Annotated in this window: 24 protein-coding genes and 1 pseudogene; 16 read left to right on the plus strand and 9 right to left on the minus strand. The window is 58.2% G+C overall.

Annotated elements, in window-relative coordinates; all coding sequences use genetic code 11:
- The first annotated feature begins 89 nt into the window (after window positions 1–89).
- The 14 genes and pseudogenes from QOL84_RS20115 to QOL84_RS20180 all read left to right on the plus strand — a co-directional run bounded on the left by QOL84_RS20115 (window position 90) and on the right by QOL84_RS20180 (window position 12,330).
- Window positions 90–701, plus strand: coding sequence for a hypothetical protein (locus QOL84_RS20115; protein WP_283438325.1), 612 nt, complete (start codon window positions 90–92; stop codon window positions 699–701).
- Between the two features lie 156 nt (window positions 702–857).
- Complete coding sequence (locus tag QOL84_RS20120) at window positions 858–1,607, plus strand: lysozyme inhibitor LprI family protein (RefSeq protein ID WP_283438326.1); 750 nt, start codon at window positions 858–860, stop codon at window positions 1,605–1,607.
- Between the two features lie 47 nt (window positions 1,608–1,654).
- Window positions 1,655–2,080, plus strand: a complete 426-nt coding sequence (locus QOL84_RS20125) for a hypothetical protein (protein ID WP_283438327.1) — start codon at window positions 1,655–1,657, stop codon at window positions 2,078–2,080.
- 8 nt (window positions 2,081–2,088) lie between these two features.
- Window positions 2,089–2,550, plus strand: a complete 462-nt coding sequence (locus QOL84_RS20130) for an XAC2610-related protein (RefSeq protein WP_283438328.1) — start codon at window positions 2,089–2,091, stop codon at window positions 2,548–2,550.
- Between the two features lie 20 nt (window positions 2,551–2,570).
- Window positions 2,571–3,935 (plus strand): annotated as a pseudogene (locus QOL84_RS20135) (lysozyme inhibitor LprI family protein).
- Between the two features lie 129 nt (window positions 3,936–4,064).
- Window positions 4,065–5,459, plus strand: coding sequence for a TIGR01777 family oxidoreductase (locus QOL84_RS20140; protein ID WP_283438329.1), 1,395 nt, complete (start codon window positions 4,065–4,067; stop codon window positions 5,457–5,459).
- A 9-nt stretch (window positions 5,460–5,468) separates the two neighbouring features.
- Window positions 5,469–7,919, plus strand: a complete 2,451-nt coding sequence (locus QOL84_RS20145; RefSeq protein WP_283438330.1) for an alpha/beta fold hydrolase — start codon at window positions 5,469–5,471, stop codon at window positions 7,917–7,919.
- Window positions 7,916–8,425: a hypothetical protein gene (locus QOL84_RS20150; protein ID WP_283438331.1), complete on the plus strand. Its 510-nt coding sequence runs from the start codon at window positions 7,916–7,918 to the stop codon at window positions 8,423–8,425. The genes QOL84_RS20145 and QOL84_RS20150 overlap by 4 nt, the downstream gene beginning before the upstream one ends.
- A gap of 86 nt (window positions 8,426–8,511) precedes the next feature.
- A complete protein-coding gene (locus tag QOL84_RS20155; protein ID WP_100848470.1) occupies window positions 8,512–8,967 on the plus strand; it encodes a hypothetical protein in 456 nt (151 codons plus the stop codon).
- A gap of 4 nt (window positions 8,968–8,971) precedes the next feature.
- Window positions 8,972–9,517 carry a hypothetical protein gene (locus tag QOL84_RS20160; protein ID WP_283438332.1) on the plus strand — a complete coding sequence of 182 codons (546 nt, stop codon included), beginning with the start codon at window positions 8,972–8,974 and terminating at the stop codon, window positions 9,515–9,517.
- 506 nt (window positions 9,518–10,023) lie between these two features.
- Window positions 10,024–10,350 (plus strand): tetratricopeptide repeat protein, encoded by a 327-nt coding sequence (locus QOL84_RS20165; RefSeq protein WP_283438333.1) that lies wholly within the window; start codon window positions 10,024–10,026, stop codon window positions 10,348–10,350.
- Between the two features lie 2 nt (window positions 10,351–10,352).
- Window positions 10,353–11,426 (plus strand): tetratricopeptide repeat protein, encoded by a 1,074-nt coding sequence (locus tag QOL84_RS20170; RefSeq protein WP_283438671.1) that lies wholly within the window; start codon window positions 10,353–10,355, stop codon window positions 11,424–11,426.
- Window positions 11,423–12,022 carry a lysozyme inhibitor LprI family protein gene (locus tag QOL84_RS20175; protein ID WP_283438334.1) on the plus strand — a complete coding sequence of 200 codons (600 nt, stop codon included), beginning with the start codon at window positions 11,423–11,425 and terminating at the stop codon, window positions 12,020–12,022. The genes QOL84_RS20170 and QOL84_RS20175 overlap by 4 nt, the downstream gene beginning before the upstream one ends.
- Window positions 12,023–12,168: 146 nt before the next feature.
- Complete coding sequence (locus QOL84_RS20180) at window positions 12,169–12,330, plus strand: hypothetical protein (RefSeq protein WP_163012154.1); 162 nt, start codon at window positions 12,169–12,171, stop codon at window positions 12,328–12,330.
- Window positions 12,331–12,445: 115 nt separating this feature from the next.
- Here the strand turns inward: QOL84_RS20180 and QOL84_RS20185 are convergent, their stop codons facing one another.
- Window positions 12,446–12,817 carry a DUF6124 family protein gene (locus tag QOL84_RS20185; protein ID WP_283438335.1) on the minus strand — a complete coding sequence of 124 codons (372 nt, stop codon included), beginning with the start codon at window positions 12,815–12,817 and terminating at the stop codon, window positions 12,446–12,448.
- Window positions 12,818–13,332: 515 nt separating this feature from the next.
- Here QOL84_RS20185 and QOL84_RS20190 point away from each other — a divergent pair.
- The gene (locus QOL84_RS20190) at window positions 13,333–13,716 is read left to right on the plus strand and encodes a helicase (RefSeq protein ID WP_129386565.1); all 384 of its coding nucleotides are present in this window, start codon (window positions 13,333–13,335) and stop codon (window positions 13,714–13,716) included.
- Between the two features lie 158 nt (window positions 13,717–13,874).
- On the opposite strand, the gene QOL84_RS20195 is transcribed toward QOL84_RS20190, so the two are convergent.
- The 6 genes from QOL84_RS20195 to exbB all read right to left on the minus strand — a co-directional run bounded on the left by QOL84_RS20195 (window position 13,875) and on the right by exbB (window position 20,687).
- Window positions 13,875–15,275, minus strand: coding sequence for an aminoacyl-tRNA deacylase and HDOD domain-containing protein (locus QOL84_RS20195; protein WP_283438336.1), 1,401 nt, complete (start codon window positions 15,273–15,275; stop codon window positions 13,875–13,877).
- Window positions 15,276–15,354: 79 nt separating this feature from the next.
- Window positions 15,355–17,430, minus strand: a complete 2,076-nt coding sequence (gene recG / locus QOL84_RS20200) for an ATP-dependent DNA helicase RecG (protein WP_283438337.1) — start codon at window positions 17,428–17,430, stop codon at window positions 15,355–15,357.
- Window positions 17,431–17,439: 9 nt separating this feature from the next.
- Window positions 17,440–18,369, minus strand: coding sequence for a hydrogen peroxide-inducible genes activator (locus tag QOL84_RS20205; protein ID WP_283438338.1), 930 nt, complete (start codon window positions 18,367–18,369; stop codon window positions 17,440–17,442).
- 183 nt (window positions 18,370–18,552) lie between these two features.
- A complete protein-coding gene (locus QOL84_RS20210; protein WP_129386553.1) occupies window positions 18,553–19,302 on the minus strand; it encodes an energy transducer TonB family protein in 750 nt (249 codons plus the stop codon).
- Window positions 19,299–19,727, minus strand: a complete 429-nt coding sequence (gene exbD / locus QOL84_RS20215; protein WP_129386550.1) for a TonB system transport protein ExbD — start codon at window positions 19,725–19,727, stop codon at window positions 19,299–19,301. The genes QOL84_RS20210 and exbD overlap by 4 nt, the downstream gene beginning before the upstream one ends.
- A gap of 6 nt (window positions 19,728–19,733) precedes the next feature.
- Window positions 19,734–20,687, minus strand: a complete 954-nt coding sequence (gene exbB / locus QOL84_RS20220; RefSeq protein WP_283438339.1) for a tonB-system energizer ExbB — start codon at window positions 20,685–20,687, stop codon at window positions 19,734–19,736.
- 189 nt (window positions 20,688–20,876) lie between these two features.
- Here exbB and QOL84_RS20225 point away from each other — a divergent pair, with 189 nt between their 5' ends.
- Window positions 20,877–21,734, plus strand: a complete 858-nt coding sequence (locus QOL84_RS20225) for an SDR family oxidoreductase (protein WP_283438340.1) — start codon at window positions 20,877–20,879, stop codon at window positions 21,732–21,734.
- Window positions 21,735–21,873: 139 nt separating this feature from the next.
- Here the strand turns inward: QOL84_RS20225 and QOL84_RS20230 are convergent, their stop codons facing one another.
- Both QOL84_RS20230 and QOL84_RS20235 read right to left on the minus strand, forming a co-directional pair.
- Entirely contained in the window at window positions 21,874–22,614 is a 741-nt protein-coding gene (locus QOL84_RS20230) for a putative periplasmic lipoprotein (protein ID WP_283438341.1), read from the minus strand.
- A 68-nt stretch (window positions 22,615–22,682) separates the two neighbouring features.
- The gene (locus QOL84_RS20235; RefSeq protein ID WP_003229509.1) at window positions 22,683–23,063 is read right to left on the minus strand and encodes a RidA family protein; all 381 of its coding nucleotides are present in this window, start codon (window positions 23,061–23,063) and stop codon (window positions 22,683–22,685) included.
- Window positions 23,064–23,083 lie beyond the last annotated feature (20 nt).

The following is a 23,083-nucleotide window of genomic DNA, read 5'->3' on the forward strand; positions in this document are numbered from 1 at the left end:
GACCGATTTGTCCAATGGTTTTATCGTTAATCTCAAATAAATCTGTCCCCTTTGTTTCTTGTTCTTAAAATTTTTCTGAGGTCATTTGAATGATTCGCCTAATGGTGTTTTTGTTGTCCATTTATAGTGGCGCTGCTTATTCGGCTTCAACTGAGCATAGCCTGATATGTAAAGAATCTGATCAGAATGCCGATCAAACTAGCTTGACTCTTTCTTTTGAAGGGGAAGTCTTCTCTCTTGATAATGCTGATCGCGGATGTCGGTCAGATTATGTTGCTAGAGAAGTGGCAGGGACCGAAAATATAGCAATTATATTTTCTTATCCAACCAGTGATGATATGGGTATAAACGCTCAGGTTATGATTTTTTCTGCTGTAGCTAAAGGTGGAAAGGCCACATATATCGGAGACATCCCTGCCAGTGCTTCGGAGTTGGAGGATGGTACCTATAAAAATATTCAACAGTCCGGTGATTCAATTTACGAGAACGTTTACCGTATTGAAGGCACAAAAGTTGTGACTTTCATTCCAGGTAAAGAGTTGATCATTTCTGGCGAGCAATGTGTTTATAAGGAAGCGGGTAGCACTGTCTGTCAAAAGATGAAAGGCACCTTAAAAAAACCTGTGTGCGTCCTCAATAATGGTGAGCGCAAAGTCCTCGCGGATGCGAGGGAGTGCATGGACATGAGAGAAAATCTTTGAGAAAAACGGGACGGATTCATTTGTTACGCTCGACCGCTTTGAATTTGGTTGAGAACTTAAATAGATCTGGGCCGTTTGTCGGTTCTGAATCTATTTCCTGTCGCAGGCCCGTTCAGAATTGAACGGATCACTGATTTTTTTTAAGGACGCCAAGGAATGCAGATTTTCAGATTCAGCCTCATTTTTTTACTTTCAATACTGTCGCCTGTGGTCATGGCTGAGGGCACGATGATTGCCACCATCCTTCAGGCCGACTTTTCCAAGGACCCGGAAGTCCGGTTGCTTGTCAGAGTCGTTGATGTGGGTGGCGGTTCGGATACCCCTTCAATGGTGGTTCGTAATCAATGCCTGGAGAGAAAGGCGTCCGCAGAACGTCCTGGGCCGGATCCGTGCTTTTCGATAGAGATCACTGAGAGCAATAAGCAACGGGCCATTGTTCGGCAAACGCTATTGAATGATCCTCAGCGCACAACCGACCCTATCTATTTGGAAATTGTTTATCGCTCGGAGGTCAGCGAAAGCGATCCGACGAATCACCATCAGCGATCCGCCACACTGAAGATCGAAGAAAACGGCCTCTACAATTGGAACAATGAGAGCGAACAGGCATTGGCGGACGTAGAGTGGTTTCCCTCGGGAAATGGTGTTCTTGATCTGATGGTTCCTGACGCGGATGCATTGTTGAATTCTGTATTTCGGGATCGTATGAGCCGGCTGGACGAAAGCGGCCAGAAAGCACTGAGGGAAACTCAAAGAGCCTGGATGAAATTTCGAGATGCGGAGTGCCAGGCCGACCCGAAATTGCATAAATCAGTTTTCGGTGAGTGGTCCGATGCCTGCCTGATTCGCGCGACGATAGAGCGTGCTCGCCAATTGGCTTTGGCACCGGACAAGAACAGACGTTGAAACGGACAAGTCAGAGCATTGGCGCGAAAGCGTCTACTTGGATGAGCATGAACAAACTTTTCTTTCTCTTTTTTGCGCTATTTCCTTTAGGCGCTCAAAGCGCAGTCACCACCGAATCACTTTGCTTCGAACTATCCCAATCGAGCCCGGTAAAGTTCGAACTCAGGACCTACTACGACGAAGCCAGCAAATGGTCCGGTGGCTTCGTCAAGTACGCCAAGTCCAGCGAACCCATTTCCATTGTGCTGACGGATTACGAGGACGAAATGCTCGGTCCCGATGCGCCTTGGCAGAGCACCACGACCTGGTCTGAAGTCATCAACGGCAACGTAACGGGAACCTATAAGTTCGTGTCTCAAGGGACGCACATCGTTTCGATGTCTTACACGAAGAAGTCCAACGGCAAGGTTTTTCATTTCGGAAATAACACCAGCATCGACTCCTCTCTCGAGTCCGGATGCAAGTGGGAGTAGGGCAGTACATGCAATTCAAAACTCTAGCGGTATCGCTGCTCGGCCTGATGTGGACGATCCCGGCGTTGGCCGAAACCACCACGTTCAGCCCAACCAAAGGCGTCGACGTGACGCTGATTCTCGAAGGCTCCAAACTGAACATCGCGGTTAAAAGCGAAGCGCACAGCGAGTCGCGAACAATCGATTTTGAAGCCGAAAACGAACTCCACATGCAGGTCGACGATTTCAATTTCGACGGCGCCAAGGATTTCGCGATCTGGCAGCTTGATGACGGCATGGGCACTTACCACTACTACCGAGTGTTCGTTTACCAAGCCAAAACCGGCATGTTCGAAGAGTTGCAGCCGGACTGCGGCGATGGCTTCGTTAACCTGCGCGTCGACAAAAAACGTAAAGCGTTGCTCAGCACTTACTGGGAAATGAACATACCCAAGCAATGCATCACCCGATTCACCAAACGCAAAGCCTGAATGACTCAAGGATGAACACCGTGAAACGTTTTGTTTTTACCCTGCTGGCCGTGCTACTGCCGGCTTCAGCTGCCTATGCGCAGGACGACTGCAGCCATGTCACCTCAAGCCTGGAAATGGTGCCCTGCTCGGAGGCGTCGAAGAAGGCTGCCGATGCGCAGTTGAATGTCAGCTACAAGCAGTTAATGACGCGGCTTGAATCTGACTATCGAGCAGATCCGGCGTTAGGCGCGTAGTACGCGGCGAAGGTCAAGGAGTCGCAACGTGCTTGGTTGAAATTGCGCGATGCGAACTGCCCCTTGGAGGCGTTCGAGATCGAGGCGGGGATGCCGGCGCATGTGTTCGCTGTCAACTCGTGCATCGCCAGAATGAGTCGTGAGCGCTCGGCGTATCTGGACAAGATTGTCCCTGCTCTTGCATCCGACAAGAGCACTTCGACGGCACCCACCAGCGACGCTTGCCCCTCGGAGGAGTTCGCGCCTTTCCTGACAGCATTTTCCGCCAACAGCGAATCACAGCGCCGTCTGACTGCGATGACGGTCAAGTCGCTGGTGTTGAAGCCGGTAGCGGGAAAGGAACGTAGCACCTTTGAGCCTTCGACCTCGGGTGTTAGTGGAGCTACTTTCACCTACCCGCTGATGGCCGCTATCACACCCGGCAAAACACCTGGCGTCGAGATCGAAGAGGTCGATGACAGTCACGTCAACGTTGTGGATAAGAGGGCAGGCAACAGCAATGTGAAAATCTTCAACTTCTCTCGTCAGGCATGCTGGGTGCTTGAGGGGATTGAGGATTGGTCGATCAGTGAGAAAGATCTTGTCGCAACAGACAACCCGGGAATGAGCCGCGCCGAGAACTTTTGTTATCAGCGTGCCGAAGCGTTAGGTGGGCTGGGTTTTCTTGAGCAATACCCTCTGACGGTGGAGTTGATTGAAGCGTCGCTGGAAAATTATTTATGTGCTGCTGAGTCGGGTGATGCACAGGCGAGCCTGTCGGCGGCAAGTCTTAGCCTTTCGCAAATGGCCTCTCAGTTGGAAACCCCGAGGGTTGAAGCTCTGTTCAAAGCGGCTTCGAAAATACCGAGTGGCGCGTTGGCCTATGCCACGTTTTTCTGTTTAGGAAATTCCACCGACTACGGCGGCCCTTGCCTTCATCCCAAGCAGGCTGAAGAGCAAGTCATTCGAGCGGTAAAGATGGATTCCACCGAAGCGATGAATTATCTGGCTTCTACGTTCGAGGGTGGAAAGTTGGGCACAAAAGACGTGTCTCGCGCATTGGCTTGCTACCAGATGGCTGCTGACAAAGGTGACCCCCGGGCGATGGAGCACTTGAAACGTTTGAGTTCGCAAGGCAAAGAGCCGATCAAGGCCAGTCACTGCATTTGAAGTTCGGGGACATGTTTGATGCGCTTTCGCACGCGTAGAGTCTCGCTAAAACGTTTAATGCTTGAGCATCTGACCACCACCATTTTCCTTTAAACTCCCCACCCCCAAGGAATGCGCTCAGGACACGGAATGCCAGCCCCCTCGATCTCCCTTCGCTCAGCGTTAGTGCTCTGGCTATACGCCGCCGCAATCGTGCACATTCTCGCCGGCCTCACCCTGACTTGGGCCGGGCATTCCGGTTTACTCGACGGCTACCTGCACACCCTCGAACTCGCATTCTGGGGCGCCGACGCAGTACCCGTCGCCGGCCACGAACAACAGGTCTGGTGGCTCGCGCTGTTCGGCGCGACGCTGCAAAGTTATTCGCTGTACATGCTCGCGCTGGTGCACTTGGGCAATCGCTTGAAAGCCCCGGCAGTGTGGGGCTGGTTGAGCGCCGGCATCCTGTTATGGGCGCCGCAGGACATGTGGCTCTCGGCGCAACAGCAGGTCTGGTCGCACCTGTGGCTCGACGGTTTTGCGTTGCTGGTGTTGTTGCCTCCGTTGTTCTGGCTGTATCGGCATGACCGCCGGAAGTCTCCTGCAGCAAAGACACCGAGCCAATCCAACCCGTTTGCCGATGGCGCCTACAAGCGAGTGCTAATCACCGGCGGCACCGGGTTTATCGGCGAAGCCTTGGTCAATCAATTACTCGATGCCGGCCATTCAGTTAGCGTACTGACGCGCGATCCGTTGAGCGCAGCCAATCTATTCAACGGTCGCATCCGCTGCGTACATTCGCACAGCGAACTCAGCCACGACGAAGCCTTCGACGTAGTGATCAATCTCGCCGGCGCTCCCGTCGCCGGCCCACGCTGGACTCCCAAGCGTCAGGCGCAACTGCTCGCCAGTCGAGTCGGCACCACCGAAGCGTTGATGACCTGGCTGAAAAACACCAAGCACGAACCAACGCTATGGATTCAAGCCTCGGCCATCGGCTTCTACGGCGTACGCGATGCCAGTGAAAACCTCGACGAACACGCCAGCAAGGGCGATGGCTTCACGGCCGAACTCTGCGCACGTTGGGAAGCCGCCGCGCAACCGGCCGCTGAGTTTGGCGTGCGTCAGGTAGTGCTTCGTCTCGGCGTGGTGTTCGGCCCCGGCGGTGCGTTGACGCCGTTGCTGCTGCCATTCCGCTTGGGTTTCGGCGGGCGCATGGGCGACGGTCGGCAGATCATGAGTTGGGTGCATCGCGACGATGTGCTTCAGGTGATCGCGCGGGCTTTCAACGACGACACTCTGCGTGGCACCTACAACATGGTCGCGCCCGAAACGGTCAGTCAGGCCGCGTTCGCCGAGCAGGCCGGCAAGGTCCTCAAGCGTCCGGTGTGGTTGCACATTCCCGCCGCGCCAGTGCGTGCAATGGCGGGGGAGATGGCGCAATTGTTCTTCGACGGTCAGCGCGTGGTGCCGCAGCGTTTGACCGAGGCCGGCTACACGTTCCGCTATCCAACCCTCGACGCCGCTCTGCGCGATCTGACCTGAGGATCGCTCATGAGCAAGCCGTTGATGTACCTGCTGGCCGGCAACGGCAGCGCCGCCGACTGGTGGGATGACGCACTGCCGCACTTCCAGCGCTACGACGTGGTGCCGCTGGAGTTGCCGGGCTTCGGCGCGAATCCGCAGCCGCCTTGCGAGGATCTGGCGGACTACGCGCAATCCTTGCTGGCGATGACACAGCAGGGCAGCGCGATCATGGCGGTCGGGGTCAATGCGTTGCTGGTGTTGCATGCGTTGCAACGTCGGCCCGGACACTTTTCCCGCAGCGTTTTGTTGGCGCCAGTGGGGGCGTTTCTCTGGCAGCGGCGGTTGCCGGCGCTGATGTCGCCACTGCCGATCCGCAAGACCATTCACTGGCTGCTGTCGAACAAACCCACGCTGTTCGCGCGCAAGTTTTCCAACCAGACTTGGACGCCCGAGCAGTACCAGCGCATGGGCGGCGGCTATGCGCGCTGCCGTGCGTTTGTGCCGCACTGGGATCTGATTCGCGCCGACACTGCGCTGCCGCTGCTGGAGTGGATCAGCGATCCGGTCGAGCTGGTGTGGGGCGATCAGGACGCCGTGCTCGGCATCGAGCAAGCGGCGGCATGGTCGGCGATTCTCGCCCGCGCCGATCTGACCATCAGCCTCAAATCTGGTTGGGGTCATTACCCGTGGATCGACTCGCCCGCCGAATTCGCACAGTGGCTGGAGTCGGGCGAGCGCGGGTTTGTCGCGCACACCAAGGGCGGGCGTTTGCGCCTGGCTGAACTGGCCCGGAAAGCGGTGCCGGCGGCACTGACGCTCAACGATTGCACCGATCCGCGTCTGCCGGCATTTCTCGCCGCCCAACCTGATGTGACATGGGCGGTGCGCTCCTCCAGTTATGGCGAGGATCAGGCTGATTCGGCGAATGCCGGTTTGAGCACAACCTATCTGCGCGAGCCGACCGCCAATGTGCCGAAACGCATCGCCGAACTGACGGCCGAAGGCGTCGAGGAAGTGGTGGTGCAGCGCTTCATCACTCCGGTGGTTTCCGGGATCGCGTTTGTGCGGCATCTGTCGGTAGAGCTCGAATGGGTTGAAGGCCATCTGGAGTTGCTGGCCGATGGTCACGTCAGTCCTGAGCGCGCGACGCTTTCGCGGGTTGGCGATGCCTGGCGAAGCGGCACGTTCACGCCATCTCACGGCTTGACCGAAGAGCGGCTCTGGCAGTTTCTGCAGGGTGTTTTACGAGTGTTCCACTACGTCCCCGGCGATGTCGAATGGGCCTGGGACGGCTCACAACTGTGGCTGCTGCAATACCGGCCGATCAGCGATTACGGCTGGCGCAGACACCTGACCGCCGCGAATATCGCCGAGATCCTGCCGCCGCAACCGAGCGTACTGGTGGAGTACGCCCAGCGCCGCGCCGCCGTAAGTATCCCGGCGATCATGGCGCGTTGGGATGCGCGGGTGCTGCAGGACAACGAGCCGTTCACCGCCGTGTTCGGCGGCGCGTCCTATATCAACAATGATCTGTTTCTCGCCCGGCTGGCCGACTGGGGCATCAGCGCCGATAACTACGCTGGTGAAGTCGGTGGTGCGACGCCGCATTTGCCGTGGCAGCCACTGAAGATGTTGCGTTCGTTGCCGCTGTTTTTGCGCATGCAACGCAAGGCTCGCAGCCATTTGCTGAGCCTTGAAAATGGCTTGCAGCGCTTCGATCAGGAACTCGCCGAACTCGTCGCCCAAGGTGCCGATGGCCAACAACTCGCGGACTGGTTCACTCGGTTTTACGTGTTCGTGGTGCAAGGCAATCTGTGCATCGCCACAGCGTTGGCAAGCAGTGGCGGCGATTGGCTGGGCCGCCCGCCGACCGCTTACGACAATCTGGAAAACAGTCCACATCGATTGCCGTGGGAGACCGATCCTGCTACGCCTCGGCCGGCGGCGACTGAACTGCTGCTTCAGCCATTCCCGCAATGGTTAGGGCTGATTCGCCTCGCGCATTCGACCGGCCTGCCGGGCCTGCGCGGTTACTACCTGCAAGTGCGCGAGTGGTATCGCGACAACCTCATGCGCATCTTCTTCCGCTTGCACCACGCCATGCCGCTGGCGGATCGCGAACACTGGTTTGCGCCGCATCCGGACGTGCGCACCCGCGACGGCAGCTTCTGGCAGGACGGTCGCGAAGGTACGGAGCAGGCCACCGGGTTCATGATTTATCCGGGGCAGGTGCAGGGCATCCTCGGCGCCGACATCCTGCTCGAAGACACCCTTGATCCGGGGCGTCACGCGCATTACCAGGCGGCGCGGGCGGTGATTGCGCGGATGGGCGGGAGGTTGTCGCATGGCTCGACGTTGTTGCGCGAATTGCGCAAACCGTCGGCGGTGATGCCGCAGGTGGATCCGGAGTGGGTGGGGTGTGAGGTGTGGTATCGCGATGGTGAGTTGGAATTGATCAATTCGAAGGATATGAAGTGAAACGATTGCTGGTGTTATGTGTGAGCTGGTTGCCGATAGCAGTTATGGCGGCAGATGTTTGCAATCAGGAAGCTGACTCAAAATATTTCTTATCGCAATGGTCGCAGAGCAGTGAACATCCGGAAGACATACTTTCCAGTCTCGATGGAAAAGAGTTTTCTATCGATCCGGGCCACGTGGTTTTTAGCGGCGATCTAAATGGCGATGGCATCCAAGACTTCATCTTCAATTCCCTCGTCGGCATTGGCTCATCAATGGATAGCACATTCGCCTTCCTGATCCAGTGCCGTGGTTATTTGAGGTATTCGGGCGGCGGTTATTTCGCCGGGGTCAAAGTTCTGGACGGCCCAGCCAAGGGGGGAGGTGAGTTCAAGGACATCGAGATCTACTCCTACATCAGGGACAAGCGCGGGCGGATTCGCTACAAGGGTGAAAAGGCCATGACCCGGCCACATCTGTGGCAATTCGACCCGCAGACACAGCGTTACGAAGGGCAGGCTGAGTAAGCCGACGGTCCCCACGGCATTTACGGAGTTACTACGTGAAAGGATTTTCGATTGTTCTCGGCAGCTTGATATTGGCTGCCGCGACCATGGCATTCGCTGCCGATCCAACCTTCAAGGATTACACCGTCACGCCAGTTTTCACCGGCCCCAACCATAAGCTGGTGCTGCAAGAAAACAGCAGCCCAATGATGGATCAGGCACGGGTGCAAGCCCTGAAAGGCAAGGTCAACTTCGCCGGCCATTACATCCTGCACAGGCTCGGCTGTGGCGGCAGCGCCATTTGCGGCGAAGTGCTGGACGCTCAGACTGGGGAAGTCGTTGGCGGTCTGCCGAATGCTTACGACGGCAGCACCTTCGGCATGGTTTACCAGCCCGACAGCCGCTTGATCATCGTGTCCGGCATCACGCTCGACGGCGAAGAAGATGCCCAAGGGAATGCTTTGGAAAGTGGTAACCGGGACCGTTACTACGAATTTGTGAACAATGAATTCCGGCTGCTGAGCATGACCGACGTGGAATCGTCGCCGATAGATGAGGAGTGAGTGGATGAATCGTCTTCTCGCGGGCAGCCTTTCGCTGCTGCTCTCTCTGCCAGCCTTCTCCGCGCCTTCGGACGCCTTTACCCAACGCGATGTCATGCAGTGCGGCGGTGTTGAAGTGGTGTTGGTGTCGTCCTGCCGATCGGTAACGGTGGATGGTGCGCAAACCCACGTCATCCCGGTCTGCTCCGACCAGACCATCAACATCGGCGGCAAAGTGCTTCGACGCGATATCAGCAAAGTTTCACAACTCACTTCCGACGGTGCGAAGACGAAGATGTTGAGCAATGTTGTTGTGGCGATGGATTGCGTGGACGGCACCAAGGGCAGTCTTGTTTCGATAGGCGGCTATGGCGGTTGCGGTGCCTGCGCGGAGTGGCACGGTTATTACTCGACAGCAGGGCGATTGGAGCAATACAGCTTCGATAATAACCAGCGCTCGTTTGGCTCGAAGGGATCTCGGGACGAGCTGATCAAGGCCTATGGTGTTACGAAGAGACAGCTAATGTCAGAAAGCCCGGCGGTGAAGAGGATCGTCTATGGCCAGCCTTAAGTGGGTGTTGATGATCGGCAGCTTGTTCAGCGCTACCAATGTCTTTGCCGTTGACCCGCCAATAGTGGGAGCCGCCGGAAACACAGTGACGTTCCAGGCAAAAAAATGGACATCACCCGTCGTGGAATCTACCACTGCCTAGTTCACCGCGAATGGAAAAACGTTCCCGTTGTTTCATGCCGGCATTGGTGCCCAGGCTTATCTTGAATGGCTCAGCCCTGACAAAAAATTTCTACTGGCGACTGCGGTGGAGTACGGTGTAGTCATAGGTGAGAACGGTGAGGAAATAGCGACATCACAAGGGCATTGCGATGTGATCTCGATGGAAACCGGTTGCGTGCTTGCTGAGAGTTACGAGCGGTTTTGTGAAGGTAAATGGGTAGGCAATCAATGGTTTCCGAGGAGGGCGGGGTGCTCAATCCTGTCTTGGAGACTAAGTCACCCAAGGACCTGCTGAAATATGCTTCGAGTATCGAGCCGGTACAGTCCCGCGCAGAGTCCATCGAATGGAGCCTGAGCTTTTTAAGCCCGGAATCCTACATGGCGGTCATCCCCCGGCGCAAAGTGTTCAGACTTACAACGACCTCGGTTTCTACTTGGCCGAGGGCGGCAATGATGAGTTGGCGCTGAAGTTTTATCGAGGCGTTGAAGCTGTCGGCAAACGCACAGTGCTGATGCTGAACATGGCTGATTCGCTATGGCGACTTGATCGCCAAGAGGAAGCGCAACGTTATTACCGCGAGTACCGCGACGCGATGAGTGCCGCCGGTAAAGCGCAGAAGATTCCGCAACGCGTCGTTGAGCGATCCGAAATTCAGGGACTGAAAGAGTGAATATGTTCTTCCGCTTTATCGTGTTGAGCCTTGGGCTTCTATCCACTTCCTACGCATTTTCTGCCCCGCAAGTCCTCAAGGAAATTCCGGCTAGCTTGCTGGGTGATGCATCACGGCAAAAGGTGTTTGTGCTGGCGAGCGATGCGGACGAAGTTTCTAACCGATTGTTGATTGCGCCGGAACAAGCGCGTGACGAGGACATATTGCTCGATACGTCGAAGGCGCTGCCTCTGATCAAGAGTCAGTACTCGTCCGCTCTTCAGGGAGTCTTCAGCGTCCATGTACTCAAAGGTCGCCATGGCGTCATGACCGTCATTGATCCACAGGCTGAGGAAGCTGTGGTCAAACAGCCGTTCGTTGAGGCTGGGGATTACATCGCGCTGGTAACTAGCGAAGAAGATAACGCGGTTTACAACTTCAACCTGTTGTTCGCCTTCAATAGAAGCTCAAAGCAGTTTGAGCTGAAAACTCTGCTGGAAGTGGCGAATAACGACTCCTGTGATCGGTCGCTTGTCAGCGTAGTGGAGTTGCCGGTGCAGACATTGGGCCCGATCACTCTCGCCTCTTTCGATGGGCGTGAGGCGCTGCAGAAGCTGCAGGTTGCTCATACTGGCAGTATTGAGGGCGTGAGAAAGAAATTGATGACAGTCGATTCGGCTGATTTGCTGAATATGGCGCTGGCAGCCTACCGAAAGGGTGATGACTTTTCCTTCAAGAATACGATGAGCTACGCGTTAATGGGCGGTGGCTCGCATGACACTTGTCCCCCGGATAGCTATATCGTCGCAAAGTACTACTACCCGCAGCATCCCGGCTGGTCCAACGACCTCGGTTTTCTGCTCGGCGAGGCGGGTTACTACGCTGAGTCCATTGAACTGTTGAATGCGGTAATTGCACACAATCCAGAGCGGACGGTGGCCTACCTGAATCTCGCAGATAGCTATTGGGCTATGAACGATAAAGAGCGAGCGGTGCCGGCGTACAAGCAATACGCATCGCGTATGTCGGAAGCGGGAAAGGCGTCGAAGATTCCTGCGCGGGTAGCTGAGCGCAGTGTTGGCGGATCCGGATCATGATCAAACTCAAGACGTTCTTTGAGCTGATCGCGGGTGTTTTTTTGGCTGCTTCGCTGGTTCCAGCGCATGCGCAGGAAGCCTGCAATCCTGACAGCTTTACCAATCGCGATTTGATCATCTGCGGTCAGCAGACTTTCGAGAAAGTCGATGCAATGCTGAATGAGCAATATAAGAAAGCGCTGGTCAGTTTGGCGCCCGCGGAAAAGATGCAACTCAAAGACGTGCAGAAGAAATGGGTGCGCTTCAAAGAAGGGTTTTGCGAGGAGATCTATCAAGGCACGTTCCCGGGTGCTGAAGCGCCGATTGATAGGCTTGGGTGTCTGGTGCAAACAACCAACGCACGTTTGGGAGAGTTGATTGCTCTGCAAACCGGGTTACCGCTGGACGGTTTTTACAAAGCCGCCACGGCCATGGCTGGGCAGGACCGGGAAAAAGGACTGGCGACTTCGATGGAGCGATTGGGGGGAGCAGCCTTCGACGATCCGTTTTGGAAACAATACGCTGATGGGCACTGCGAAATGGCTGGTCGGCTGTTTCGTGAAGACTTTGCTTATTGCATTGTTCGTATGCGTTTTCAGTTGCCTATGAATCGTTGATGCAATGATTGGTTTAAAAGCGTTTCCTGCGTTTTGTTTACCTGTCCGCTGACAGAAGAGGACTCAATATTCCATTGTAGTTGACTTGTTATTGGGGGAGCCGCGCCTCTAATATCCGCTCAAATCGCGATACCCGCAGGGTCTCTATGAAAAAGTCCAAACATGAACCAAAGCCTATGATGGCTGCCCGGTTCCAGGCTGAAGCTCGTGAAGTTTTGGCTAAGCGTTCCGGTAAGCGCAGCCGTTTTCTGGATGTTGCGTTGGCCAAAGGTTCTGATTTTGAGCCCGTCGGTCGACTGGCCGGCTGACGGTTTCGGATTCTCAAAAAAAGCTGCCGTGATTGGCAGCTTTTTTTCGTCTGGATTTCTACAGACAGTTGCAGAAAGGGGACTTAACGTCCCCTTTTTTCATCCGCAAATCTCGCTACGGCTTGGCCGCCACGCTTCGCACTTCAATCTGGTCGAGCGTCCCTTCCACCATCAATCTCACCCCGTCCGCCATTCTGCTCAGGGCCAGTGCCACCGAGCGGCGGGAGCCGTGGAGGTCGTCGGCGAGGTCGCAGGCGATGACGCTGATGGACAGAAGGTCTTCGGAGGCGTTGGCCATGAGGGCTTCGGCGTCGGTGCCGGGGGAGAGGCTGAAGAGGCCGGTTTCGCGTTTGGGGTGCGGTTCGATGGGCGGTTTGAAGTGGTGGTCGAGGGCGCGTTCGGCGGCTTCGTGGAATTTCTTTGATTCCAGGGATTCGTAGGGCGATATGTCTGGGGTTTCGGGGGGATTGGGTGTTGGTTTGATCATAGGTATTTTCCGAGTTATGGAGCCAACACCGTTTCGCTTGCTTCGAAAGGGTGGCAGCTGTGTATAGGTGTGCAAGACCGGACTCGGAAACCGGCAGACCCGAAGGCCTCCCATACACAGCCGCCATAACAGTTCGCGAGCATAGGAAAACACTCGGCGAATAGCCATAACTGAATGCATGACGAGTCTGGACTTGCACGTCCGTATCACCGATTTTGCGGCGACCCACAAAGCCTATCCCCACCGTACCAACCCGCCTAGTTCATGGACAGCACCGCACTTTGCAGGAAATTTCCCATAGATTCGCGGGGCGGAAGATCAAAAGATCGCAGGCTTCGCCAGCTCCTACAGGGATGTGTTTCAACAGGTGTAGGACGTTGCCTGCGGAATCGTGACTTGGCGGTCATCGTGCGGGAAATGGTCTGCATCCTCTTCCAACAGTGTCAGATACTGGCGTTATCGTCCGAATCCCTTACACTGCCTCGGCCGTTCATTTTCCTTTTGAGGCTGTGCGCATGAAATTTCGTTTTCTTCTGTGGATGATGGGTTTGTTGATGGGTAAGGCCAGCCGGACAAATCCTGCGTTCCAACAGCAGTTGGGTGACAAGGATCTGGTGTTTCAGCTGCAGACGCTGGATGGGAAAGTGGCGCGGCATTTCGTGGTCAAGGATCAGCGCATCACCAGCAAGTCTGGCGTGGTGGCGGAGCCGGCGTTTGCGATTGCGTTTAAAGATGCCGGTTATGGCTTTGCCACGATGCAGGCGAAGAACAAGCAGTTGGCGTTTATGCAGGGGATTCAGGACAAGTCGATCCAGCTCAAGGGCAATCCGGCGCTGGTGATGTGGTTTCAAGGGTTGATGAAGTATTTGGTGCCGAGGAAGGCTAAGCCTAAGGTTTGAGCCTTTGGTGACGCGGAGCGTCACGGGATGCATTCCCACGCGGAGCGTGGGAACGATCAGGGGCGGTCTGGTAGACCGAGCTGGATTCTTCGCGAGCAAGCTCGCTCCCACAGGAGGTCACCTAAACCTTGTAGGAGTGAGCCTGTTCGCGATTGCGTTTAGGCCTGGCTGAATTGCGAGGCCAGTTCGCGTAGCAGGACTTCGGCTTCGAGGACTTTGCTGACGACGTCGTTGGCTTTGTCGCGGCTCAGGCCGACGCGGTCGAGCAGGGCGTCGGGGATGTCTTCGTCGGGGCCGGAGCCGATGCCGCGGCTGCGCAGCAGGCGTACGGCCAGGCAGACGAGGTTCGGGTATTCGGCGTAGGCGCCGTCGTAGCTTGGGTCGTGCTGGAAGCGCAGGGCGGTGGCCAGCTCGTCCGGCATGTCCCAGTAGCGCATCAGCCACGAGCCGATCTGTTCGCGGCTGATACCCAGCAGGTGTTGCTCGATGTAGCTGTGGCACAGGTGCGGGTTGACCTCCAGGTGGCGGCAGATCAGCGAGAAGTGCGGCGGGAACACGTGGGCCAGCAGCAGATAACCAAAGTTGTGCAGCAGACCGGCCAAGTAAGTCAGGCCGGCTTCCGGGCGCTGAGCGCGTGGCATGGCGCGGGTCAGGCCTTCGATGACGGCGGCAGTGTAGATCGACTGCTGCCAGTACGGCGTGGTGTGTTGCGGGTGGTCTTTCGGCAGGCTCAGGGTCTTGCCGAGGGCCAGGCCGAGCGCGAGGTTGATCACCAGATCGAAACCGAGCACACGGACGATCGCGTCTTCCACCGAACGAATCTTGCCCGGCGAAGCGTAGTACGGCGATGCCGCCCAGCTCACTACTTGGGCAGCCAGCGCCGGGTCGGTTTCGACCACGCCGGTGATGTCGTCGATGGTGGCGTTGGGGTCTACGCGCAGCTTGATGATTTTTTGCGCGGTTTCAGCCAGCGGCGGAATCTCGATAGTCGCTTCCAGACGCTGCTGAATGCGCCGCGCGGTGAACGCTTGCACGGCCTGGGTGATTTCCTCGCGGTCATCGTCCGGGCGGTCGAGGTTCGGGCGGATGCTGTTCAGGGCTTCGCCGAAGTTGGCGGCGCTGGCCTTGGTCAGCATGGTCTTGAAGTCTTCGCTGGCGATTTCCAGCAGCAGGCCCGGCTCGCCGGAGTTGATCAGCAACTTCGGTTCGCGCAGCAGGCTTTCTTCATACAGGCACGGCGAACTGGTCAGCGCCGGCAGGCCCGGCAGCAGGCTCAGGCTGTGTTTGCCGAGCATCTTTTCCAGGCGTTCGGTCGACACGGCGGTCAGGCGCCGGCCAGTCAGTTCGGCGAGGCGATTGAGGTCGAGCAATTGGCTCTGCGGAAACAGCACCATCAGCGCGCCGACGGCGTCGTCCAGCAACACGGCTTGTACCTTGCGCGAAGCATTGAGGCCGTGGTGGTCGAGCACTTCTTCGTAGGCGATCCCGAGTTTGCCTAGCAGCAGCCGAATGACAGACGGCGCGTGCGGGGATTCGGGGGCGAGAGCGGCTTCGGTCATGATCTGTATCCGTTTTTGAAACAATGGCAGGAGTATAACCAGCTTGGTCGGAACGATCTGTCAGAAACTGCGACGGTGCTCACACTTGGCCGTATTGCTGCCCGTGGCGCAACCAGCGATCGAGTAACGGGCTGACGTGGGTTGGCCAGCGTTCCAGCAAGGCTTGTGCGGCGTCGCGTACGGCGGTTAACAAGTCGGCGTCGCGCATCAGGTCGGCGACTTTGAATTGCAGCAGACCGGTCTGGCGGGTGCCGAGCATTTCGCCGGGGCCGCGCAATTCGAGGTCTTTTTCGGCGATGACGAAACCGTCGTTGGTCTCACGCATGATGCCAAGACGCTGACGACCGATCTGCGACAGCGGCGGATGGTAAAGCAGCACGCAATGGCTGGCGGCGCTGCCCCGGCCGACCCGACCACGCAACTGGTGCAGTTGCGCGAGGCCCAGACGCTCGGGGTTTTCGATGATCATCAGGCTGGCGTTGGGCACGTCGACGCCGACTTCGATCACTGTGGTGGCGACCAGCAGTTGCAGGTTGCCAGCCTTGAATTCGGCCATGACGGCGGCCTTCTCGACGGGCTTCATGCGCCCGTGGATCAGGCCGACTTTCAATTCGCCGAGGGCGAGGGTGAGGTCTTCGAAGGTGGTTTCGGCTGCCTGACAGGTCAGCTCTTCCGACTCTTCAATCAGCGTGCACACCCAATAGGCCTGACGGCCCTCGGCGCAGGCACCGCGCACCCGTTCGATGACTTCGACGCGGCGGGTGTCGGTGACCAGCACGGTATTGACCGGGGTTCGACCGGGCGGCAGTTCGTCGAGGATCGAGGTGTCGAGGTCGGCGTAGGCGCTCATCGCCAGGGTGCGGGGAATCGGCGTGGCGGTCATGATCAGTTGATGCGGGCACATGCGCCCGCCGACGCCTTTCTGTCGCAGCGCCAGACGCTGTTGCACGCCGAAGCGGTGCTGTTCGTCGATGATCACCAGCGCCAGATTCTTGAACTGTACTTCGTCTTGGAACAGCGCGTGGGTGCCGACCACCATCGGCGTACCGCTGGCGATCTGCTCCAGCGCGGCGACGCGGTTCTTGCCTTTGAGCTTGCCGGCCAGCCACGCCACTTCAATGCCCAGCGGTTCGAGCCAGCGCTTGAAAGTGATGAAATGTTGTTCGGCGAGGATCTCGGTCGGCGCCATCAGCGCGACTTGATAACCGGCCTCCAGCGCTTGCAACGCGGCGAGGGCAGCAACCACAGTTTTACCCGCGCCCACGTCGCCCTGAATCAGCCGCAGCATCGGCTCGTGCTGGCTGAGGTCGTAGGCGATTTCGTTGCCAACGCGTTGCTGGGCGCCGGTCGGGTTGAAGCCGAGGTTGGCCAGGTATTTTGGCGGCAGCTTCTTGGCTTTCGGCATCGCTGGCGCGCGCAACGAACGCATGCTTTCCCGCAGACGTTGTTGCGACAACTGATGGGTCAGCAGTTCTTCGAAGGCGAGGCGATGCTGCGCCCAGTGATGGCCGAGGGCGAGTTCGTCGACATCGGCATCGGCGGGCGGGTTATGCAGGTAGCGGATCGCGTCGGCCAGTGGCGCCAGTTGATAGTCGCGCGCCAGTTCAGTCGGCAGCCAGTCGGGCAGGGTATCGGGCTTGAGCAGGGTCAGCGTCTGCATACACAACTGGCGCAGGCGCTGTTGCGTCAGGCCTTCGGTGAGCGGATAGACCGGGGTCAGGGTTTCATCCACTGGCGGCGGTTCGTCACCGGTAATGGCGCGGTATTCCGGGTGGTAGATTTCCAGGCCTGACGCGCCGGGCCGGGCTTCGCCGTAGCAGCGCACCCGCGTGCCGCGCTTGAGGCCTTCTTTCTGCGCGTTGCTGAAATGATAGAAGCGCAGGCTCAGACCACCGGTGCCGTCCTGCAAGCGCACGACGAGGCTGCGGCGGCGGCCCATGACCACGTCGGCGCCGCTGACGGTGCCTTCGACCACGGCGTCCTGTCCCGGCCGCAACGCACCGATCGGCACCACGCGGGTGCGATCCTGATAGCGCAGCGGCAGGTGGAACAGCACGTCCTGAAGATTCTCCAGACCGACCTTGGCCAATTTCTCGGCCATGGCTTCGCCGACACCCTTGAGTGCCGTCACCGACACTTGCGACAGCTCAGTCATGACGCTCGCTTAACCGGCTGTAACCGGTGCCGCTGGCTTGGCCACCGAGCACAGGCGAATGGAGTCGGCGAGGATCTCGATGGCTTTCGGCCGTGGGAAGCTTGCGCGCCAGGCGATGGCCACGGTGCGGAATGGCACCGGCGGCGACAGCGGGCGCACTTCGATCACGCCGGGAGCGTAGTGATGGCTGTCGACGGCCGACAACGGCAGGATCGAGATGCCCAGACCGGAGGCGACCATGTGGCGGATGGTTTCCAGCGAGCTGGATTCGACCGTGGTGTGCTTGGCGGCGTCGTGGCCCTTGGTCAGGGTCGGGCAGGCTTCGAGAACCTGGTCGCGGAAGCAGTGGCCTTCGCCGAGCAGCAGCAGGCTCTTGTCGTTGAGCAGGCCGGCGTCGATGGTGTCTTTTTGCGTCCACGGGTGCTGGGCCGGCATCAAGACGTAGAACGGCTCGTCGTAGAGCGGCAGGGTCAGCACGTCAGCTTCGTTGAACGGCAGGGCGATGATGATCGCGTCGAGTTCGCCGTTGCGCAGTTTGTCGCGCAGCACGTGGGTGAAGTTTTCTTCGATGTACAACGGCATCTGCGGGGCGACCCGGTGCAGTTGTGGAATCAGGTGCGGGAACAGGTACGGGCCGACGGTGTAGATCGCGCCGACTTTCAGCGGCGCGGTCAGCTGGTTTTTGCCGGCCTGGGCCAGTTCGCGGATGCCTTGAGCCTGCTCGAGGACTTTCTGCGCCTGGGCGACGATGCCTTCGCCGACCGGGGTCAGGCGCACGGCGCTTTTGCTGCGCTCGAAAATCAGCACACCGAGTTCGTCTTCAAGCTTTTTCACGCCCACCGACAGGGTCGGCTGGCTGACGTGGCAACGTTCGGCGGCGTGGCCGAAATGCTGCTCTTGGGCGAGGGTAACGATGTAGCGTAATTCTGTGAGGGTCATAGCAAGCGTCCATGAAGATGCGGGCCAAGCATACCGGCTGCAATCGATAGACGCACGTTATCAGAGTGAGTGTGGAATGCGACCGAGGCAAAAAGCAAAAGATCGCAGCCTTCGGCAGCTCCTACAGGGAAATGCATTCCAATGTAGGAGCTGCCGAAGGCTGCGATCTTTTGATCTTGCTATTTAACGGCGGCGTTTCTCGAGGGAGTAAACAAACGGCGCAACAATTTCGATCGAGCCATTGGTCAACATGTCGGCCGGTGGCTTGGGCAGCGGTTGGGCGCGGCGGATCATTTCCAGGGTGGCCCGGTCCAGATCGGCGTTGCCAGAACGGCCCACCAGTTCGAACGACAACACGTTACCTTCGGCATCCACCACGAAGCGCAAGCGGTTCAAGCCTTCTTTGCCACGCATCTGTGCACTTTGCGGGTACTTTTTGTACTTCGCCAAATGCGCGAGCAGAGTGCCTTGCCAACTGGCTTTGGCCGCTACCTGTGCCGGTGACGGGCCCGGTGCAGGTTGCGCGGATTTCTCCGACGGGGCCTGAGCCTGTTGGGTTTCAGCCGGTTTTTCCTCGGAAGGTTTCTCCTTCACCGGTTGCGGCTTCTCGACCGGTTTTGGCGGTTGAGGTTTTGGCTTCGGCTTCGGTTTGGGCTTCGGCACGGCAATTTCGGCCTTGGGTGCTTCGGCCAGTTTCGGAATCGGCAGCTCTTCGACCGGAGCCGGCGGCTGCGGCGGGGTGACGACTTTCGGCGGTGCCGGCGGTGGCGGTGCCGGAACCGGTGCCAGCTCGACCATCATTGCCTGCGGTGGCAATTCGATGGGCGGGCGGGCGGTCCAGTTCAGCGCCAGCGCGATGGCCAGCGCGTGAACGCCCAGCACCACGGCCAGGCTCCCGCCGTAACGCGTCAGCTTATGGCGCGTCTTGATCATTTCTTGGCTGCCGTCTCAAGTCCGACCAGGCCGACCTTCAGGTAACCGGCGCCGCGCAGTTTGTCCATCACGCTCATCAGGTCGCCGTAATCCACGCCTTTATCGGCCTGGAAGAAGATCGTGGTGTCTTTCTTGCCGTGAGTCTTGGCGTCGAGGAAGGCGCCGAGGGTTTCTGGCGTCACTTCGTCTTCGCCGATGAACAGGCGCTGATCAGCTTTTACGCTGAGGAACACCGGTTTCTCCGGCCGCGGCGCCGGTTTGGCGGTCGAGGCAGGCAGGTCGACTTTGATATCCACAGTGGCCAACGGAGCAGCCACCATGAAGATGATCAACAGCACCAGCATCACGTCGATGAACGGCGTGACGTTGATTTCGTGGTTCTCGGCCAGATCGTCGTCTGCGCCTTCTTTCAAATGCAGGCCCATGGCCGATTACCCCACTTTGACCATGTGCGGCTGCGAGCTGCGCTCAGGCTGGTGGTCGAGGTCGCGGCTGACCAGCAGCAGAACTTCTGCCGATGCGTCGGAAACCTGCGCCTTGTAACCGGCGATGGAGCGGGCGAACACGTTGTAGATCACCACGGCTGGAATCGCTGCAACCAGACCCAGTGCGGTGGCCAGCAGTGCTTCAGCAATACCTGGCGCGACAACGGCAAGGTTGGTGGTCTGGGTTTTGGCGATGCCGATGAAGGAGTTCATGATGCCCCAGACGGTACCGAACAGACCGACGAACGGCGCGGTCGAACCGATGGTCGCGAGCACGCCGGTGCCGCTGCTCATGTTGCGGCCACAGGCTGCAACCAGGCGCTCGAGACGGAAGCTGACGCGTTCCTTGATGCCTTCTTTCTCACGGCTGTTGACCGACAGGCGCATCTCTTCGAGCGCGTCGTGCACCAGCAGGTTGGCGAGGGTGCCTTCCTTGCCTGCGGTGGCGCTGGCTTCTTTAAGGGTGGTAGCTTTTTTCAGCGCAGCGATTTCACCACGCAGACGACGCTTGGCGCCGATCAGCTCGAAGCCTTTGGCGATCCAGATGGTCCAGGTGATGATCGACGCGATGGCCAGACCGATCATCACGATTTTCACGATGATGTCGGCGTTCTGGTACATGCCCCATGGCGACAGGTCGTGGGCCATGCCCAGGCTGTTGTCGGCTTCGAGGACTTCAGGCACATCGGCAGCGTCGACGGCTTGCACCGGATCGGTGGCGGCCGGGGTAGCAGGAGCGGCGGCTGGTGCGCTTTGCTCGGTGGCGGCTGGCGTTGCAGGTGCCTGAGCGTCGGCAAAAGCGGCAGTCGGTGCCAGCATCAGGCTGAGCAACAGAGCCGCCACCGCGCTCCAGGCGCGAGGTCGTTTGGTTGGCGAAGCGGGGAATTGATTACGTGTCATGCTGGCCGGACCTGAGATAGAAAAACGTTTAGTGCTCTTCCAGGCCTCGTGAGGCCGAGAGCAAAAGTGGCCTGCATTATTGCAAGTAATTCTTGTTAACAAAAGTAATAGAGTATCTTTTTTTCCTGCATTGCTAGCCGCTCGTCCTTTGTCGGCGCTAGTCTGTGCCTTTCCGATAGGAGTTTTTTGATGTCCGCGCCTTCTGTTTTGATTGCCGGTTGTGGTGATGTCGGCAGTCGTCTGGCCGCGCAATTGCTGGCGGCCGGCTGGGAAGTTCATGGCCTGCGCCGGGACATTTCCAAGCTGCCTGACGGTGTCATCGGCGTTGCCGGCGACCTGTTCAACGAAGACTGCCCGGCGACCTGGCCGGTGGGGGCGGTGGATTACCTGGTGTATTGCGCAGCAGCGACTGATCACGATGAAGCCGGTTACCGCGCAGCTTATGTGCAGGGTCTGCAGAATGTGCTGAGCTGGCTGGATGACTACGGGCAAACACCTGAACGGCTGATCTTCGTTTCCAGCAGCAGTGTGTACGGGCAGCAGGGGGGGGAGTGGGTTGACGAGACATCGGCAACGGTCGCCGCCGGTTATTCCGGACGGCTGATGCTCGAAGCGGAGCAAGTTGCCCTCAATAGCGGGATCCCGGCGAGCATCCTGCGCCTGACCGGTATTTACGGCCCGGGCCGCGAATGGCTGCTGACTCAGGTGCGTCGCGGTTATCGCGTGGCGGTTGAGCCGCCGCTGTATGGCAACCGGATCCATGCTGACGACGCCGCCGGGTTGCTGGCATTTCTGCTGGAGAAAGATCGGCAGGGCGTGAAGCTGGAGGATTTCTATATTGGCGTTGACGATGCGCCGGCACCGTTGGCGGAAGTAGTCGGATGGCTGCGTGAATACCTGGGCGTAACCGAATGGGCCGACGATGCCAGTGTGCGGCGCACGGGCAGCAAGCGTTGCAGCAATGAGCGGGCGAAAGCCTTGGGCTGGACGCCGAAGTACCCAACCTATCGCGAAGGTTACGCCGCGATCCTCGAAGGTAAATGCTGACCTTGAGACACCCCAAAACAACTGTAGGAGTGAGCCTGCTCCCGATGAGGCCATAACATTCAACACTTGTGCTGACTGTTACACCGCTATCGCGAGCAGGCTCACTCCTACAGGGAAGGTCTGCGTTTTCAGAGGTGGATTACTGCTTTTCGAGCAACCACTTGCGCTCACCAGCGGTGAACTGCGGTTGTTCGTCCGCTTGAGCGGAGTTCACCGCTTGCAGGATTTCCAGCTCTTTGCCTTTGCGCACAAAGATCCAGTTATTGCCCTGGCCGTTCTGTTGCAGCCACATGCTGTCGTTGCCGTTGCTCATCGACGCGCAATCGCCCGCCAGGCACAGGGCATAACGATCCGCCCCCGGCAAACCGCTGACCTGGCCATCAGCCTGGAACTGCACGGTGCTGCCTTCGCCCTGGCCACTGGCGATTGTCCAGTTACCGCCCAGGTAGGCCGAATACAGCGCACGTTCGAAACTGGCACCGATCGGCGCGCCTCCCGGTACCGGGATTTGCGCACGGTCAAACAACTGTTCCGGTTCGTTCTCGCTGGCGGCCTGTTGCAGTTGCCCGCCGTCGCGTTTCAGCTCACTGGCGGAGCTGCCATAGAAGTCGACTTTCCAGGTGCCGGATTTTTCACCCAGCAGCCGTCCTTCGACGTTCTCAAAACCGTTGGTGTAGCGAGCCTGACTGGCTTTGGTGTTGACGTCCCATTCCAGATTCGGGCCGTAGGCCTGAAGCGCTTCGCGCAGGGGGCCGCCCTTGGCTGCGGCATCGATCGCCACCTGATTGATCCAGGTGCCGCTGATGTCACGGTCGGCAGGGTTGCTGGCGCAGCCGCCGAGGAAAATGGCGAGCAGCGAGAGAGCTAGCGCTTTGCGCATGGTGGAATCCTTTCAAAACCTTTTCTTGCAGAGCAGTCGGCGCGGCGTTGAGGGCCGCGCCGTGCGCATCACTCGATGACCAGGATGGCATCCATTTCAACTTGCGAACCCTTTGGCAGGGCAGCAACGCCGATGGCGGCGCGAGCCGGGTACGGCTGGTCGAAGTATTTGCCCATGATCTCGTTGACCTTGGCGAAGTGGCTCAGGTCGGTGAGGAAGATGTTCAGTTTGACGATGTCCTTGAACGAACCACCGGCCGCTTCGGCCACGGCTTTGAGGTTCTCGAACACCTGGACGGTCTGGGCTTCGAAGCCTTCAACCAGTTCCATGGTTTTTGGGTCCAGAGGAATCTGACCCGACATGTAAACGGTATTGCCAGCCTTGATCGCCTGGGAGTAAGTACCGATGGCGGCCGGGGCCTTGTCGCTGGTGATAACAGTCTTGGTCATGTATGACTCCTTGTAATGGT

Source organism: Pseudomonas helmanticensis (genome assembly GCF_900182985.1).
Classification (GTDB): domain Bacteria; phylum Pseudomonadota; class Gammaproteobacteria; order Pseudomonadales; family Pseudomonadaceae; genus Aquipseudomonas; species Aquipseudomonas helmanticensis.

Coding starts and splice junctions, on each gene's coding strand:
- QOL84_RS20115 (WP_283438325.1), top strand. CDS start 90: ATGATTCGCCTAATGGTGTTTTTGTTGTCCATTTATAGTGGCGCTGCT.
- QOL84_RS20120 (WP_283438326.1), top strand. CDS start 858: ATGCAGATTTTCAGATTCAGCCTCATTTTTTTACTTTCAATACTGTCG.
- QOL84_RS20125 (WP_283438327.1), top strand. CDS start 1,655: ATGAACAAACTTTTCTTTCTCTTTTTTGCGCTATTTCCTTTAGGCGCT.
- QOL84_RS20130 (WP_283438328.1), top strand. CDS start 2,089: ATGCAATTCAAAACTCTAGCGGTATCGCTGCTCGGCCTGATGTGGACG.
- QOL84_RS20140 (WP_283438329.1), top strand. CDS start 4,065: ATGCCAGCCCCCTCGATCTCCCTTCGCTCAGCGTTAGTGCTCTGGCTA.
- QOL84_RS20145 (WP_283438330.1), top strand. CDS start 5,469: ATGAGCAAGCCGTTGATGTACCTGCTGGCCGGCAACGGCAGCGCCGCC.
- QOL84_RS20155 (WP_100848470.1), top strand. CDS start 8,512: ATGGCATTCGCTGCCGATCCAACCTTCAAGGATTACACCGTCACGCCA.
- QOL84_RS20160 (WP_283438332.1), top strand. CDS start 8,972: ATGAATCGTCTTCTCGCGGGCAGCCTTTCGCTGCTGCTCTCTCTGCCA.
- QOL84_RS20165 (WP_283438333.1), top strand. CDS start 10,024: ATGGAGCCTGAGCTTTTTAAGCCCGGAATCCTACATGGCGGTCATCCC.
- QOL84_RS20170 (WP_283438671.1), top strand. CDS start 10,353: ATGTTCTTCCGCTTTATCGTGTTGAGCCTTGGGCTTCTATCCACTTCC.
- QOL84_RS20175 (WP_283438334.1), top strand. CDS start 11,423: ATGATCAAACTCAAGACGTTCTTTGAGCTGATCGCGGGTGTTTTTTTG.
- QOL84_RS20180 (WP_163012154.1), top strand. CDS start 12,169: ATGAAAAAGTCCAAACATGAACCAAAGCCTATGATGGCTGCCCGGTTC.
- QOL84_RS20185 (WP_283438335.1), bottom strand. CDS start 12,817: ATGATCAAACCAACACCCAATCCCCCCGAAACCCCAGACATATCGCCC.
- QOL84_RS20190 (WP_129386565.1), top strand. CDS start 13,333: ATGAAATTTCGTTTTCTTCTGTGGATGATGGGTTTGTTGATGGGTAAG.
- QOL84_RS20195 (WP_283438336.1), bottom strand. CDS start 15,275: ATGACCGAAGCCGCTCTCGCCCCCGAATCCCCGCACGCGCCGTCTGTC.
- recG (WP_283438337.1), bottom strand. CDS start 17,430: ATGACTGAGCTGTCGCAAGTGTCGGTGACGGCACTCAAGGGTGTCGGC.
- QOL84_RS20205 (WP_283438338.1), bottom strand. CDS start 18,369: ATGACCCTCACAGAATTACGCTACATCGTTACCCTCGCCCAAGAGCAG.
- QOL84_RS20210 (WP_129386553.1), bottom strand. CDS start 19,302: ATGATCAAGACGCGCCATAAGCTGACGCGTTACGGCGGGAGCCTGGCC.
- exbD (WP_129386550.1), bottom strand. CDS start 19,727: ATGGGCCTGCATTTGAAAGAAGGCGCAGACGACGATCTGGCCGAGAAC.
- exbB (WP_283438339.1), bottom strand. CDS start 20,687: ATGACACGTAATCAATTCCCCGCTTCGCCAACCAAACGACCTCGCGCC.
- QOL84_RS20225 (WP_283438340.1), top strand. CDS start 20,877: ATGTCCGCGCCTTCTGTTTTGATTGCCGGTTGTGGTGATGTCGGCAGT.
- QOL84_RS20230 (WP_283438341.1), bottom strand. CDS start 22,614: ATGCGCAAAGCGCTAGCTCTCTCGCTGCTCGCCATTTTCCTCGGCGGC.
- QOL84_RS20235 (WP_003229509.1), bottom strand. CDS start 23,063: ATGACCAAGACTGTTATCACCAGCGACAAGGCCCCGGCCGCCATCGGT.